The sequence below is a fragment of the Streptomyces sp. NPDC046805 genome, from assembly GCF_040645355.1.
GTDB lineage: Bacteria > Actinomycetota > Actinomycetes > Streptomycetales > Streptomycetaceae > Streptomyces.
Map to the genome: position 1 here is coordinate 23,639 of NZ_JBEYYC010000008.1, position 15,305 is coordinate 38,943.

A 15,305-nucleotide genomic window follows, 5' to 3' on the forward strand; every position below is an offset into this window, starting at 1 on the left:
CGTTCCGAGGCACATTCCGAGGCGAGGGCGTCCGCCGGGTTCCTCGCCGGGAATGGTGACCGGGTCGCGTGCGTTCCTCCCCTGGAACCACCGATCCAACGGATCCTCCGGCCGTCTAAGGAGCGCGAGAGACATGCAGGGCACTGTGACGATGTACAGCACGACTTGGTGTGGCTACTGCCGTCGGCTGAAGAGCCAGCTGGACCGGGAGGGCATCGCGTACACCGAGATCAACATCGAGCAGGACCCGGCGTCGGCCGCGTTCGTGGAGAAGGCGAACGGCGGAAACCAGACCGTGCCGACCGTTCAGGTCGTTCCCGCCGGTGGTGGAACCGAGGTCGTGATGACGAACCCGAGCCTCGCCCAGGTGAGGCAGGCGCTCGGCGCCTGACGCCCGAAACGCACACGAGGCCCCCGCCGCTGTCCGGCGGGGGCCTCGTTGCGCTACCGGTGGCTCAGACGGAGCTTCGCGTCGGCAGCGGCTTGCCGTACCAGAGCTCGATCAGGCGGGCCGCGATGGAGATGCCGTACGGCGGCAGCACCTCGCCCGATTCGAAGGCGGCGCGCAGCTCCTCCCTGGAGAACCAGCGGGCCTCGTGGATCTCGTCGCCGTCGACCTCGATCTCGGTCGAGGTGGCGCGGGCCAGGAAGCCCAGCATGAGGCTGGACGGGAACGGCCAGGGCTGGCTGGCCACGTACTCGACCTGGCCGACGGTGACGCCGGCCTCCTCGTAGACCTCGCGGCGCACCGACTGCTCGATGGACTCGCCCGGTTCGACGAAGCCCGCGAGCGTCGAGAAGCGGCCCTCCGGCCAGTGGACCTGGCGGCCGAGCAGGATGCGGTCCTCGTCGTCCGTGACGGCCATGATCACGGCCGGGTCGGTGCGCGGGTAGTGCTCGGCGCCGCAGGCGGGGCAGCGGCGGATGTGGCCGGCCGCGGCGATCACCGTGCGCTCGCCGCAGCGGGAGCAGAAGCGGTGGGTGCGCTGCCAGTTCTCCAGGCCGACCGCGTGCACCATCAGTCCCGCGTCCCGCGGGGACAGGAGCAGGCCAGCCTCCCGCAGGCCCGCCGGGCGGGCGGACTGGTCCATGCGGCCGGGCAGGGAGTCCTTCTGGAGCGCGAAATAGCTGACGCCGTCCTCGTCGGTGCCCAGGAAGTAGCGGTGGGCCTCGGTGAGGGGGGCCTCGAAGGAGGGGGTCATGACGAGTTCCGTCCGGCCGTCGGGCGTCTCGTCGATGAGGACCTGGCCGCCGGAGACCACGAAGCAGCGGGTCGTGGGGTGGCTCCACGCCGCGGCGAGCCAGGCCTCGTCGAGCCGATGGTGGGCGGCCCGGTCGATGCCGCTCGGGGCGGTGAGCGAGATGGGGCGGTCGGCGGTGTGGTCGGTCCAGGTGGTCACGGGTGCTTCCAACTCCCCCAGTGGAACGGTTCGTTGCGTCGGGCTGTTCAGCGGGTCGTACGGCGGGCGGGGACCGAGCCCGGCTCGGGCGGAGCGTGCGGGGCGGTCCTTCCAGTGTGCCCCGCGCGCAAGGCCGGTCCGGACGGCGCCGGATCAGGGCGCATGGTGCCAGTTCTCCGCGAGGTCGCCCCACAGGTATGCGGTGGTCTCGACACCCTTGAGGAGCAGGTCGAGCTCGACCTTCTCGTTCGGGGCGTGCCAGCCGTCCGAAGGGACGGAGATGCCGAGGAAGAGGACGGGGGCGCCGAGGACCTCCTGGAGGTCGGCGGCCGGTCCGGAACCACCCTCGCGGGTGAAGCGGACCGTCGTGCCGAACGCGCGGCCCATGGCGCGGGCCACGGACTGCAGGGCCGGGTGGTCGAGTGGCGTGAGGCACGGGCGCGTGGCCGCGCCGAACGTGATCTCGTGCCGGATTCCGGCGGGCACCTGCTCGGCCGCCCAGGCGCGGACGGCCTTCTCGATGTGGTCGGGGTCCTGGCCCGCGACGATCCGGAACGACAGCTTCACCGTGGCCGAGGACGGGATGATCGTCTTGCTTCCGGGCCCCTGGTAGCCGCCACCGATGCCGTTGACCTCGGCGGTGGGGCGGGCCCAGATGCGCTCCAGGGTGGTGTGCCCGGCCTCGCCGTGGGTGGCGTACGACTTCGCCGTGCGCAGCCACTGCCGCTCGTCGAAGGGCAGCTCGGCGAAGAGCTCGCGCTCGCGGTCGGTGAGCTCCACGATGCCGTCGTAGAAGCCGGGGATCGCCACGCGCGCGTGCTCGTCGTGCAGGGCGGCCACGAGGCGGGCGGCGGCGGTCGCCGGGTTGGGTACGGCACCGCCGAAGGACCCGGAGTGGATGTCCTGGTCGGGGCCGTACAGCCGGATCTCGCACTCGGCGAGGCCGCGCATGCCCGTGCACACGGTCGGGGTGTCCTCGGACCACATGCCGGTGTCGGAGACGATCACGGCGTCGGCGGCGAGCCGGTCGGCGTGCTCCTCGACGAGGGCCCGGAAGTGCGGTGAACCGGACTCCTCCTCGCCCTCGATCAGCAGCTTCAGGTGGACGGCGGGGACCGTGCGGCCGGTGGCCGCGAGGTGCGCGCGGACACCGAGCGTGTGGAAGAACACCTGGCCCTTGTCGTCGGCCGCCCCGCGCGCGTAGAGGCGGTTTTCACGGACGACGGGCTCGAAGGGCTCGCTGTCCCAGCCGTCCTCGCGTGCGGCGGGCTGGACGTCGTGGTGGCCGTAGACGAGGACCGTGGGTGCCTCGGGGTCGTCGGTGGGCCACTCGGCGAAGACGGCCGGGGCGCCCGGGGTCTCCCAGACCTCGGCGGTCGGAAAGCCCGTCTCCTGGAGCTTGGCGGCGAGCCAGTCCGCGCTGCGTCGCACGTCGGGTGCGTGGTCGGGCTGGGCCGACACGGAGGGGATGCGCAGCCACTCGGCGAGGTCGTCGAGGAAAGTGGCACGGTGTTGTTCGATGTACGAACGGACGGCGCTGTCCGGGGTCTGGCTCATGGTCACGAGCCTATCGGCACGCGCCGACATCCTGATTGGGCGGTACGTCACACCCGGTTTCTCCGGTGAGCAGCCTCTCCAGCACGGCCCGGTCCGGAAGGTCGTCGGGGCGGACGACCTCGCCGGTGCGCACGTACACGAAGGAAGCCGTGACGGACTCGGGCGGCACGCCCTGCTGCTCGGCCCAGGCCAGGCGGTACACCGCGAGCTGGAGCGGATCGCCGGCTCCTGTACGGCCGGTCTTCCAGTCGACGATCTCGTACGTCGCTCCGTCACCGTCGCCGTTTTTGTAGACGGCGTCGATCCGGCCCCGTACGACGCGGCCCGCGAGGGCGAACTGGATCGGGGTCTCGACGCGATACGGCGTGCGGTGCGCGTACTCGGTGCGTTCGAACGCCTCCTTGAGGGCGTCCAGGTCGCGTTCGTCGGCGATCTCCGCGTCGGCACCCGGCAGTTCCTCCGGCTCCAGCATGGGCAGCGTCAACTCTTCGAAGCGGGCCTCCACCCAGGCGTGGAACCGGGTGCCTCGGCGCGCTGCCGGTTGCGGGGGGCGCGGCATGGGGCGTGCGAGTTCCTGTGCGAGACCGTCGGGGTCCTCGGCCAGGCGCAGCAGCTGGGACGCGGTCAGCGTGGCCGGCAGGGGGACCTCTGTCACGCTCTGCCGGGCGCGCAGAAGCTCTCCGGTGAGTGCGTCGAGGTCGCGGTCCCAGGAGGCGATGGCGCGGGCTTCCTCCGGCGTGAGGGGGTCGCGCTCCGGCTCGGTGAGGTGGAGGCGCGCGTGCTCGCGGACGGTGGGGGCAGTCGCCTGGTGCGGGACCGTCGGGAGAGCCGGGCGGGCGGTGGTCCACGCGCCCCAGTCGGCCGGGTCTTCGGCGGAGGGAGCCTCGTCGTCGTAAGGGCCTTCGTCCTCGTGGAGGACTTCCTCGTCGTGGAGGACTTCCTCGTCGTAGGGCGGCTCGTCGTCCGGGGGCGGTGGCCAGTCCGGGTCGTCGTAGGTGTCCGGGGTGGTCGGCGCCGGGTGATCGTGCGCGGTGGAGGCGAGGCTCTCCAGGTGGGCGAGGACCGTGTCGGCGGCCGCGCGGCGGCGGGCCAGGGAGGCCTCGTCCAGGGGCAGCGGCCATGCCTGGTCGGCGGTCGCCTCGTGGAGAGCCGGGTTCTCCTCGCCCTCCTCCGGCTCGTCCGCCCAGACCCCGATCTCGCCGTGTCCGGCGGCGCAGTGGTCGTACAGGGCCAGCAGGAAGTCGGACGGCCCGCGGGGCTTCTTCTGGGCGGGGCCCCACCAGTGGCCGGAGCCGAGGAGCAGTGAGCGCGGGCGCGTGAAGGTGACGTAGCCGAGGCGGAGCTCCTCGGTGTGCTGGTGGTCCTTCATGGCCTCGTGGAAGGCCTTCATGCCCTTGGAGTCCCAGGCCTGGAGGTCGGGCAGCGTGTCGGTGTCACCGCGCAGCGCGTGCGGCAGCACCTTGGCCTGGGCGGTCCACTTCTCGCGGCCCTGGGCGCTGGGGAAGGTGCCGGTGACCAGGCCGGGGACGGCGACGACGTCCCACTCCAGGCCCTTGGACTTGTGCGCGGTGAGCACCTTGACGGTGTTCTCACCACCCGGAAGGGCGTTGTCGAGGCCCTTCTCGTACTGGGCGGCGGTGCGCAGGAAGCCGAGGAAGGCCAGCAAGGTGGCCTCGCCGTCGCCCGCGGCGAAGGAGGCGGCGACGTCCAGGAAGTTCGACAGGGTCTCGCGGCGGCGGGCGGCGAGCGCCTGCGGGGAGGCCGACAGCTCCACCTCGAGGCCGGTGACGGCGAGGACGCGGTGCAGGACGTCCATCAGCGGGTCGGCCAGGGAGCGGCGCAGCTCGCGCAGTTCGGCCGCCAGGCGCGCGAAGCGCACGCGCGCGTCCGGGGAGAAGGGCAGCCCGTCGTCGTCCCCGTAGCCGTCCATCGGCGTCTCCAGGAACGTGTCGAGGGCGTCCGCGAGCGAGATGACCTCGGACGGGTCGACTCCCTCGACGGCCTCGGCGAGCCGTCGGTCGGGGTCGTCGTCGGCGTCCACGCGCGCGTGGGCCACGAGCAGGCGGGCGCGCCGCCCCAGCAGGGCGAGGTCGCGGGGGCCGATGCGCCAGCGCGGGCCGGTCAGCAGGCGCACCAGGGAGGCGTTCGCTCCGGGGTCCTGGAGGACGTCGCACACGGCGACGAGGTCGGCGACCTCGGGCAGGTGCAGCAGCCCGGACAGGCCGACCACCTCGACGGGGATGTCACGGGCGACGAGGGCGCCCTGGATCTCCCCGAAGTCGGTCGCCGTACGGCACAGCACGGCGATCTCGCCGGGCGCCTTCCCCGTGCGGACGAGGTGGGCGATCGAGTCGGCGATCCAGGCGATCTCCTCGGCGTGGGTACGCAGCAGGGCGCAGCGGACCATGCCGTCGCGTTCGGCTCCGGGGGCCGGGCGGAGGGCCTCCACGCCCGCGTGCATGGCGCGCAGGGGTTCGGCGAGGCCGTTGGCGAGGTCGAGGAGGCGGCCACCGCTGCGGCGGTTCTCGCTGAGCGCCTGGCGGGTGGCGGGGCGGCCGTCGGCGCGGGCGAAGTGCTCGGGGAAGTCGTCGAGGTTGGCGACGGAGGCGCCGCGCCAGCCGTAGATGGCCTGGCAGGGGTCGCCGACGGCGGTCACCGGGTGGCCCGTGCCGCCGCCGAAGAGGCCGGCCAGGAGGACGCGCTGGGCCACCGAGGTGTCCTGGTACTCGTCGAGGAGTACGACGCGGAACTCGTCGCGCAGCAGGCGGCCCACGTCGGGGATCTCGGCGAGGGCCGCGGAGAGGGCGATCTGGTCGCCGAAGTCGAGCAGATCGCGTTCGCGCTTGGCGGTCCGGTAGCGCAGCACGAGCTCGGCGAGTTCGCGGCGGGCGGCGGCGATCTCGGGGACCTTGCGCAGGTCCGCGTTGGAGAGCTTGGCGCCCTCCAGGGTGCGCAGCAGATCGGCGTCCCAGGCGCGCAGGTCCTCGGGGCGTACGAGGTGTTCGGACAGCTCGGCGTCGAGCGCGAGGAGGTCGCTGACGAGGTCGGCGAAGGAGCGGGTGAGCGCCGGGTAGGGGCCGGGGGCCTCACGCAGCACGCGCGCGGCGAGCTGGTAGCGGGTGGCGTCGGCGAGCAGCCGGGACGTCGGCTCCAGCCCGAGGCGCAGGCCGTGGTCGGTCAGCAGGCGCCCGGCGAAGGCGTGGTACGTGGAGATCACCGGCTCGCCCGGCGGGTTGTCCGGGGCGATGACCTCGGGGTCGGTGACGCCGGCCTTGACCAGTGCCGTGCGGACGCGCTCGGCGAGTTCGCCGGCGGCCTTGTTGGTGAAGGTGAGGCCGAGGACCTGCTCGGGGGCGACCTGTCCGGTGCCGACCAGCCACACCACGCGGGCCGCCATCACCGTCGTCTTGCCCGACCCGGCTCCTGCCACGATCACCTGCGGGGCGGGCGGCGCGGTGATGCAGGCCGTCTGCTCCGGGGTGAACGGGATGCCGAGGAGCTCTTTGAGCTGCTCGGGGTCGGTGATACGGGCGGACATGTCGCAGAGGCTAGCGGCGGCCACTGACAGCGGGTGCCGGATCGGCGGCTGTGCGGGGAGAAGCGCAGGTCAGCACGGTGGTGTGATGGGTCACGTCTTTCTTCGGACCGCGCGCTCGGGCGGGTCACTCGACCACGTGCCGCCCCTCGGGCCGCACGTTGCACGACGCCCGGAACGCGCAGTGCGTGCAGTGCTGCCCGGCGCTCGGTGTGAACCGTTCGTCGAGGACCTTTCCGGCCGCGGTGGCCAGCAGCTCGCCGACCCACTCGCCCTCCAGCGGCTCCTGGGCCTGCACCTTGGGCAGGCTCTCCCCGCCGTCCCGCTTGGCGGCTCCCTGCCGGAGATGGACCAGCTCGGCGCCGCCCGGCTCGGGGCGTACGCCGTCGAAGGCGTCGTCGACGGCACCCTCGCGAACGGCGAGCTGGTAGACGGCCAGCTGCGGGTGCCGCTCCACCTCACGCGCGGTCGGCGCCTGCTTGCCCGTCTTGAAGTCGACGACGTACGCGCGTCCCTCGCCGTCCGCCTCGACGCGGTCCATCTGACCGCGGATGCGCACCTCGTAGTCGCCCGCCTCGAGAGAGACGTCGAAGTCGTGCTCGCTCGCCACCGGCGTACGCGCGGCCCGGGTGCCGTTGGAGTCGACGTGCCACTTCAGGAAGCGTTCGAGGGCCGCGCGCGCGTTCTCCTTCTCCTGCGCCGACTTCCAGGGCGCGTCGAAGACGAGGGCGTTCCACACCGAGTCCAGGCGTTCCATGAGGACGTCGAGATCGGCGGGCGTACGCCCGGAGGCGACCTCGTCGGCGAGAACGTGCACGACGTTGCCGAAGCCCTGGGCCGCGGTGGCGGGGGCGTCGGCCTTCACCTCACGGCCCAGGAACCACTGCAGGGCGCAGGTGTTGGCGAGCTGGTCGAGGGCGCTGCCGGACAGCACGACGGGCTGGTCGCGGTCGCGCAGCGGCACCCTGCTCTCGGTCGGCTCGAACATGCCCCACCAGCGGTAGGGGTGCGCCGACGAAACCAGGGGGCGCCCGTCCTCGTCGGTGAGGGCCGCGAGCCGGGCCAGGCGGCGGGCGGCGGCCTCGCGGAGGGCGGCGGACGCACGCGGGTCGACCGTCGTGGCCCGCAGTTCGGCGACCAGCGCGGCCACGGCCAGCGGGCGACGGGGGCGACCGGTGACGTCCTGGGGCGCCACGCCGAGCTCGGCCAGGAAGCGGGAGGGCCGGTCCCCGTCGTCCGCGGGGGCCTTCACCGCGGTGACGACGAGGCGTTCCCGCGCGCGCGTGGCGGCCACGTAGAACAGGCGGCGCTCCTCGGCGAGCAGGGCCCCGGGAGTGAGCGGTTCGGCAAGTCCGTCGCGGCCGATGCGGTCGGCCTCCAGAAGGGAGCCGCGGCGGCGCAGGTCCGGCCACAGGCCCTCCTGAACACCCGCGACGACCACCAGGCGCCACTCCAGGCCCTTGGCCCGGTGCGCGGTCATCAGGCGCACGGCGTCGGGCCGTACGGCACGCCGGGTGAGGGTGTCCGCGGCGATGTCCTCGGCCTCGATCTCCTCCAGGAAGTTGAGGGCGCCGCGGCCTCCGATGCGTTCCTCCGCGCGCGCGGAGGTCGCGAACAGCGCGCATACGGCGTCCAGGTCGCGGTCGGCGTTGCGCCCCGCCGCACCGCCCCGCCGGGCGGCCCGCTCCAGGCGCACCGGCCACGGCGTGCCCGCCCACAGGTCCCACAGCGCCTCCTCGGCCGTACCGCCGCCCGCGAGGCGTTCTCGGGCCTTCCTGAGCAGCGCGCCGAGCCGCTGGGCTCCCCAGGCGTACGCGGGGTCGTGGGCGACCAGCCGCTCCGGCTCCGCGAGCGCCCGCGCGAGCAGCTCGTCCGAGGGCGGCGGCAGCGGGTTGCCGGCCGTCCGCTCCTCCTCGCGCAGCGCCCGACCGAGTCGGCGCAGATCTGCTGCGTCCATGCCGGCAAGGGGGGAGGTGAGCAGCGTGAGCGCGGTTTCGGTGTCGAGCCAGGGGGCTTCGGCGGACGCATCGGCGGCATCTTCCTCAGGCGCTTCTTCGGCCCCTACGACCTGGTCGACCTCGCCGTCGCCTCGTACGGGCGTCCGCGTCGCCTCCGCCGTCGCCACCGCCCTGAGCGCTGTCAGCAGCGGTGCCACCGCCGGCTCGTGGCGCAGGGGTAGGTCGTCGCCGTCGATGTCCAGCGGGACACCGGCCGCCGTCAGAGCCCTGCGGACCGCGGGGATGCTGCGGGATCCGGCGCGCACCAGGACGGCCATCTCGTTCCAGGGGACGCCGTCCTCCAGGTGCGCCCTGCGGAGGATGTCGGCGACGTTGTCCAGCTCCGTACCGGGCGTGGGGTACGTGTAGACCTCGACCCGGCCACCGTCCCGCACCGGCGCGAGCTCGCGGTGGGCGCGCACCTTGTCGGCCGGGAGGCGGGTCAGGGGCATGCGCTGGGTCAGCAGGCGGGTCGCGGCGAGCACACCGGCGGCGGAACGGCGGGAGGTCCGCAGAACCTCGACGGGGGCCGGGCGGCCGTCCGCGCGCGGGAACGTCACCGGGAAGTCCAGGATGCCGCCCACGTCGGCACCCCGGAACGCGTAGATCGACTGGTCGGGGTCGCCGAAGGCGACCAGGGTGCGGCCGCCGCCCGCGAGGGCGTGCAACAGGCGCACCTGGGCCGGATCGGTGTCCTGGTACTCGTCGACGTACACGGCGTCGTACCGGGCGGCGAGCCGGCCGGCGACCTCGGGGCGGCGGGCCAGCAGCACCGCGCGGTGGACGAGTTCCGCGTAGTCGAGCACGCCCTGCATGTCGAGCACGTCGAGGTACTCGGCGAGGAACGCGGCCGCGGCCCGCCAGTCGGGGCGGCCGATGCGGCGGGCGAAGGCGTCCAGGGCGTCGGGGCCGAGTCCCAGTTCGCGGCTGCGGGCGAGGACCGCGCGGACCTCGTCGGCGAAGCCGCGGGTGGTCAGGCAGGCGCGCAGATCGTCCGGCCAGCGCACATGGGTGAGGCCGAGCCGTTCCAGGTCCCGCTCGCCCGCGAGCAGCTCGCGGACGGTCACGTCCTGCTCGGGACCGGAGAGCAGACGCAGCGGATTCACGAACAGGTCGCTGTCCTGGTGGGCGCGGACCAGGGCGTAGCAGTACGAGTGGAAGGTGGTCGCCCGGGGCGCGCGGGCGGCGCCCACGCGCTGAGCCATGCGGTCGCGGAGCTCGACGGCCGCCTTGCGGCTGAACGTGAGCACCAGGATCCGCTCCGGGTCCGCGCCGCGGGCGATCCGTTCGGCCACGGACTCGACGAGCGTGGTGGTCTTGCCGGTGCCGGGCCCCGCGAGGACGAGCAGCGGGCCGGACCGGTGGTCAACCACCGCACGCTGAGCTGCGTCCGGACGAGGGGGGTCGGGCACGGCCGGAGGGGTACGCACCAGTCGGTAAGCGCCACCAGTCGTCTGCCGCACCCTGGGGTGCGGCAGACGACTGGTGGAGGAAGAGGAGCTCACGTGGTTGGCCGGTCCTGGTGGTCGTGCTGGTTGGCGACTACCGCGCATGGAGGGCGGTGGCCGGGGAGTGAGGGGGACATGTGCAGCCGACGCTACGCCGACGAACGGGACGAGGCAGGCCTTCCGCTTCATCCCTCACGGCTCTCGAGACACACGCGTCCCACGCCTTACGAACGTACGGCATGTCCCGGAGTCGCTCGTGTCCCCCGTACAGGCCACAGGCTCCCCCTGGAGGCGTCCGATGGCGGAAGCTGTCAGGTGTGACCCTCCGTACCGCCGCTGCCGTCCCAGCGGGCCCGTCTCATGTCGAGCCGCGGCACATGGCCCTCGGCGGCCCTGCTCGCCGCCTTCAGTGGGGTGCCCTCCGCGCGGTAGTGGTCGAGCGCCCGCAGTTCCTCTCCGGGCAGCAGCACCCCGTCCGCGCGCACGACGCGCCACCACGGGACGGCTCCCCCGTACAGGGCCATCACTCGGCCGACCTGGCGGGGACCGCCTTCCTCCAGCCATTCGGCGACGTCCCCGTACGTCATGACGCGCCCCGGCGGAATCCGCTCGGCGACGTCGAGGACCCGCTCGGCGTACTCCGGAAGCGCCTCCGCATACCCCCCACGGGCATCCTCGGAAAGGATCTCCTCGCTCATTCTCCCCATCCTGCCCCACCCCACCGACAACGGGAGGCGCCCGGCTCCACGCCTCCGTCTCGCCCTTCGGCGGCGCTTCCGGCAGACTGTGCGCCCCCGCATTTGCACCCTGATGCCCCCGTGTGTCGGTGGGGCATGCCACCATCGTGCGGGCGGTGACTGGTGATACGAGATCAAGAAGAGACCATGAAGCAGCAGGGCGTGCACCCCGAAAACGCGGAGGGCACCTCTGACGCTGGGGCGCGCCCGAAGCCGGACGTCGAGCGGGATGCCGTAGGCAAGAACGACGACGTCCCCGAGGAGACGCACGTCTCCGACGAAGGGCACACCGGCGAGGTCGAGGGCGACGAACCGCTGCTTCCCGCGCGCGTGCACCGTCCCTCCGACCTGATGCGCTTCGTGGTGGGCGTGCTCACCATCGTCGTGCTGCTCGCCGTCGCCGCCTTCGCCCACGGCACCACGTCGGGTCTCGAACAGGACATCAACAAAGGCACTGGCCAGGCCCCGGATCTGCTGATCAAGATCGCGGGACTGGCGTCGAGCATCGCGATCCTCCTGGTGCCGGTGGCGTTCGCGATCGAGCGGCTGATCAAGCGGGACGGGCTGCGCATCGCCGACGGCGTGCTCGCGGCGGTCCTCGCGCACGGAGTGACCCTGGCCACCGACCTATGGGTCGCCCGGGGCGCACCGCACTCGATCCAGGAGGCCCTGACCCAGCCCTACCCCGGTGACATCCACGCCCTGACCGACCCGGTGCACGGCTACCTCGCGCCCGTCATCGCGTACATGACGGCCGTCGGGATGTCCCGCAGACCCCGCTGGCGCGCCGTGCTGTGGATCGTGCTGCTGCTCGACGCGTTCTCCATGCTGGTCACCGGTTACACGACACCGTTCTCGATCATCCTGACGGTGCTCATCGGCTGGACCGTGGCCTACGGGACGCTGTACGCGGTCGGCTCCCCCAACGTCCGTCCGACGGGACAGACCCTGCTCGCGGGACTGCGCCACGTCGGCTTCCACCCCGTGAACGCCGCCCGCGAGGAGGTCCCGGACAGCGAGAACGGCGACCGCGGCAGGCGCTACTTCGTCACCCTCGAGGACGGCCCGCCCCTGGACGTCACGGTGGTCGACCGGGAACAGCAGGCACAAGGCTTCTTCTACCGCGCGTGGCGCAACCTGACCCTGCGCGGCTTCGCCACCCGCAGCAGCCTCCAGTCGCTGCGCCAGGCACTGGAGCAGGAGGCGCTCCTGGCCTACGCCGCCACCGCGGCCGGAGCCAACACACCCAAGCTGATCGCGACCTCCGAGCTGGGCCCCGACGCCGTCATGCTCGTCTACGAGCACACCGACGCACGCACGCTCGACTCGCTGGCCGACGAGGAGATCACCGACGGCCTGCTGCGCAACGCCTGGCACCAGGTGCAGGCGCTGCAGTCGCGGCGCATCGCGCACCGCAGGCTGGCGGGCGACGCGATCCTGGTGGATCGTTCCGGCGATGTGATCCTCACCGAACTGCGCGGCGGGGAGATCGCGGCCGGTGACCTGCTGCTGCGCATGGACATCGCGCAGATGATCACCACCCTCGGCCTGCGCGTGGGTGCCCAGCGGGCGGTGGCCTCCGCCGTCGGCGTTCTCGGCCCCGACGCCGTCGCCGCGTGCCTGCCGATGCTCCAGCCGATCGCCCTGACCCGCTCCACGCGCGCGACGCTGCGCAAGCTGGCCAGGGAGCGGGCCGAGCGTGAGCGCGAAGCGGTCCTCGAGGGATCCCGCCAGGCCAAGGAGGCGCGCCTGAAGGAGGCCTCGGAGGACGCCAGACCGGCCCTCGAGAAGCCCGACAAGAAGACGGTGCGCGCCGAGCAGCGCGCCGAGAAGCGGGCCATCGACGAGGCCCTGGAGGAGGCCCGCGAAGAGGATCTGCTCACGCAGATCCGGCACGAGGTGCTGCGCATCAGGCCGCAGGCACCCGTGGAGCCGGCCCGCCTCGAACGGGTGCGGCCACGCACCCTGATCAGCTTCATCGCCGGTGCCATCGGCGCGTACTTCCTGCTGACGCAGTTCACGCACATCCAGTTCGGCACCCTCTTTGCCAACGCCCAGTGGGGCTGGGTCCTCGCGGCGGTGCTGTTCTCGGCACTCAGCTACGTCGCCGCGGCGATGGCACTCCTGGGGTTCGTGCCCGAGCGGGTGCCGTTCCTGCGGACCGTGGCGGCACAGGTCGCCGGGTCGTTCGTGAAGATCGTCGCGCCGGCCGCGGTCGGCGGTGTCGCCCTCAACACGCGCTTCCTGCAGCGCGCCGGAGTACGTCCCGGGCTCGCCGTGGCGAGCGTCGGCGCGTCGCAGCTGTTCGGGCTCGGCTGCCACATCCTGATGCTGCTGGCCTTCGGCTATCTCACCGGCACCGAGAAGACACCGTCGCTGTCGCCGTCCCGGACGGTCATCGCCGGGCTGCTGACGGTGGCGGTGCTCGTGCTCGTGGTGACCTCGGTGCCGCTCCTGCGGAAATTCGTGGCCACGCGCGTGAGGTCGCTGTTCGCCGGTGTCGTGCCGCGCATGCTCGACGTGCTCCAGCGGCCGCAGAAGCTGGTCACCGGCATCGGCGGCATGCTGCTGCTGACCGGCTGCTTCGTGATGTGCCTGGACGCGTCGATCCGCGCGTTCGGCGACCAGACGACCTCGCTGAGCATCGCCAGCGTCGCGGTCGTCTTCCTCGCGGGCAACGCGCTCGGGTCCGCGGCACCCACCCCGGGCGGCGTCGGCGCGGTGGAGGCGACCCTGACCGTCGGCCTCATCGCCGTCGGCCTCCCCAAGGAGGTCGCCGCACCGGCCGTCCTGCTCTTCCGGCTGCTGACCCTGTGGCTGCCGGTGCTGCCGGGCTGGCTGGCCTTCAACCACCTCACGCGCAAGGGCGCCCTGTAGGCGCCGGTCGGCGCGTACCTCGTACGGCCCGCGCCCCGAGCGCCCCGCCGCGCGCGACCCCAGGATGGGATCATGCCGAACCCCTCCCGGATCCGCGTCGCCCTCACCGCCGCCGTCCTGCTGTCGTCGCTCCTCGTGAGCTGCGGCGACGGCTCCAAGGACGAGGATCTGGGGGCGCAGGAACTGAACTGGAGGGACTGCCCGCCCCCCTCCCCGGCGGAGGGCGGCGGCAACGCTCCGTCGCCGCTGCCGGGCGGGGCCACATGGCAGTGCGCCACTCTGAAAGTGCCCCTCGACTGGAGCAAGCCCAAGGGCCAGACCATCGGGCTCGCGCTGATCCGGGCCAAGGCGAGCGGCGAACCGAGCAGGCGGATCGGCTCGCTCATCTTCAACTTCGGCGGCCCCGGCGGCAGCGGCGTCACCACGCTGCCCGCGTTCGGCGAGGACTACGCCAGACTGCGCACCCGCTACGACCTGGTGAGCTTCGACCCGCGCGGGGTCGGCCGCAGCGCACCCGTCGAGTGCGAGAGCAACGCACAACTCGACGAGTACTTCCAGCAGGACACGACGCCCGACGACAGTGCCGAACGCACGGCACTCGTGAACCGCACCAAGAAGTTCAACGCGGAGTGCGAGAGGCACTCCCCGAGAATCCTGCCGCACGTGCGCACCACCGACGCGGCCCGCGACATGGACCTGATGCGCAAAGTTCTCGGCGACGACAAGCTGCACTTCTTCGGCATCTCCTACGGCACCGAACTCGGCGGCGTCTACGCCCACTTGTTCCCGAAGCACGTGGGCCGAGCCGTGTTCGACGCGGTCGTCGACCCCACGCAGAACCCCGAACAGAGCTCGCTCGGGCAGGCCCGGGGGTTCCAGCTCGCCCTCGACAACTTCGCCGACGACTGCACGTCGAAGGTCACCGAGTGCCCGATCGGCGACACCCCCCAGGACGTCAAGAACCGCATCGCCGCACTGCTCAAGAACCTTGAGAAGAAGCCGATCCCGGGCATCTTCCCCCGCCAGCTGACCCAGACCGCCGCGATCAACGGCATCGCGCAGTCCCTGTACTCCAAGGACTTCTGGGAGTACCTCACCGAGGGGCTGGAACAGGCGTACGAGGGGGACGGAAAGATCCTGATGCTGCTGTCGGACTCGATGAACGGCCGCAGCGACAACGGGGAGTACAGCAACATCACCGCGGCGAACGTGGCCATCAACTGCTCGGACGAGAAGCCCCGGTACACCGCCGGCGACATCGAGCGGACGCTGCCCCGGTTCCGCTCCGCGTCCGCCCTGTTCGGGGACTATCTGGCCTGGGGTCTGGTCAGCTGCACCGACTGGGCGGTGCCGGGCGCCGCCGACCATCCCGACGTGAGCGCGCCCGGCTCGGCACCGATCCTCGTCGTGGGCAACACCGGCGACCCGGCCACCCCGTACGAGGGCGCGCGGAAGATGGTGGAGGCGCTCGGCAAGGGGGTCGGCGTCGAGCTGACGTACAAGGGGCAGGGGCACGGCGCCTACGACAGCAAGAACAAGTGCGTGCAGGGCGCCGTGGACGGCTATCTCCTGGACGGGAAGGTGCCCGCGGCCGGGACGGTCTGCTCCTGAACCACCGACGGAACATCTGCTGGACCGACGACGGGGGCGTCCGCCGGCGCTCCCTGCGTTTCTCCGGTAAAACCGCAGGTCAAACGGTTATCCACAGGTCGCCACGCGCTCGGCTTGATCCGCCTACCATGGCCTCACTGCTT

The 15,305-nt window shown here is 72.4% G+C and carries 8 protein-coding genes; 3 read left to right on the forward strand and 5 right to left on the reverse strand.

Annotation, left to right across the window (positions count from 1 at the left end; all coding sequences use genetic code 11):
* Window positions 1-133 precede the first annotated feature (133 nt).
* A complete protein-coding gene (locus ABZ910_RS10970) occupies window positions 134-391 on the forward strand; it encodes a mycoredoxin (protein ID WP_361361868.1) in 258 nt (85 codons plus the stop codon).
* A gap of 64 nt (window positions 392-455) precedes the next feature.
* Here ABZ910_RS10970 and nudC read toward each other — a convergent pair whose 3' ends face one another.
* From nudC to ABZ910_RS10995, 5 genes are all read right to left on the reverse strand, one after another.
* The gene (gene nudC, locus ABZ910_RS10975) at window positions 456-1,400 is read right to left on the reverse strand and encodes an NAD(+) diphosphatase (RefSeq protein ID WP_361361870.1); all 945 of its coding nucleotides are present in this window, start codon (window positions 1,398-1,400) and stop codon (window positions 456-458) included.
* Between the two features lie 153 nt (window positions 1,401-1,553).
* Window positions 1,554-2,957 (reverse strand): dipeptidase, encoded by a 1,404-nt coding sequence (locus ABZ910_RS10980; RefSeq protein ID WP_361361872.1) that lies wholly within the window; start codon window positions 2,955-2,957, stop codon window positions 1,554-1,556.
* A gap of 10 nt (window positions 2,958-2,967) precedes the next feature.
* Window positions 2,968-6,495: an ATP-dependent DNA helicase gene (locus tag ABZ910_RS10985; RefSeq protein WP_361361874.1), complete on the reverse strand. Its 3,528-nt coding sequence runs from the start codon at window positions 6,493-6,495 to the stop codon at window positions 2,968-2,970.
* A gap of 124 nt (window positions 6,496-6,619) precedes the next feature.
* A complete protein-coding gene (locus tag ABZ910_RS10990) occupies window positions 6,620-9,994 on the reverse strand; it encodes an ATP-dependent DNA helicase (RefSeq protein ID WP_361361876.1) in 3,375 nt (1,124 codons plus the stop codon).
* A gap of 254 nt (window positions 9,995-10,248) precedes the next feature.
* Complete coding sequence (locus ABZ910_RS10995) at window positions 10,249-10,635, reverse strand: MGMT family protein (RefSeq protein WP_361361878.1); 387 nt, start codon at window positions 10,633-10,635, stop codon at window positions 10,249-10,251.
* A 186-nt stretch (window positions 10,636-10,821) separates the two neighbouring features.
* On the opposite strand from ABZ910_RS10995, the gene ABZ910_RS11000 reads away from it, so the two are divergent.
* Together ABZ910_RS11000 and ABZ910_RS11005 are read left to right on the forward strand one after the other, a co-directional pair.
* Window positions 10,822-13,551: a lysylphosphatidylglycerol synthase domain-containing protein gene (locus tag ABZ910_RS11000; protein ID WP_361361880.1), complete on the forward strand. Its 2,730-nt coding sequence runs from the start codon at window positions 10,822-10,824 to the stop codon at window positions 13,549-13,551.
* Window positions 13,552-13,623: 72 nt separating this feature from the next.
* Window positions 13,624-15,162, forward strand: a complete 1,539-nt coding sequence (locus ABZ910_RS11005) for an alpha/beta hydrolase (protein WP_361361882.1) — start codon at window positions 13,624-13,626, stop codon at window positions 15,160-15,162.
* The last annotated feature ends 143 nt before the right edge of the window (window positions 15,163-15,305 follow it).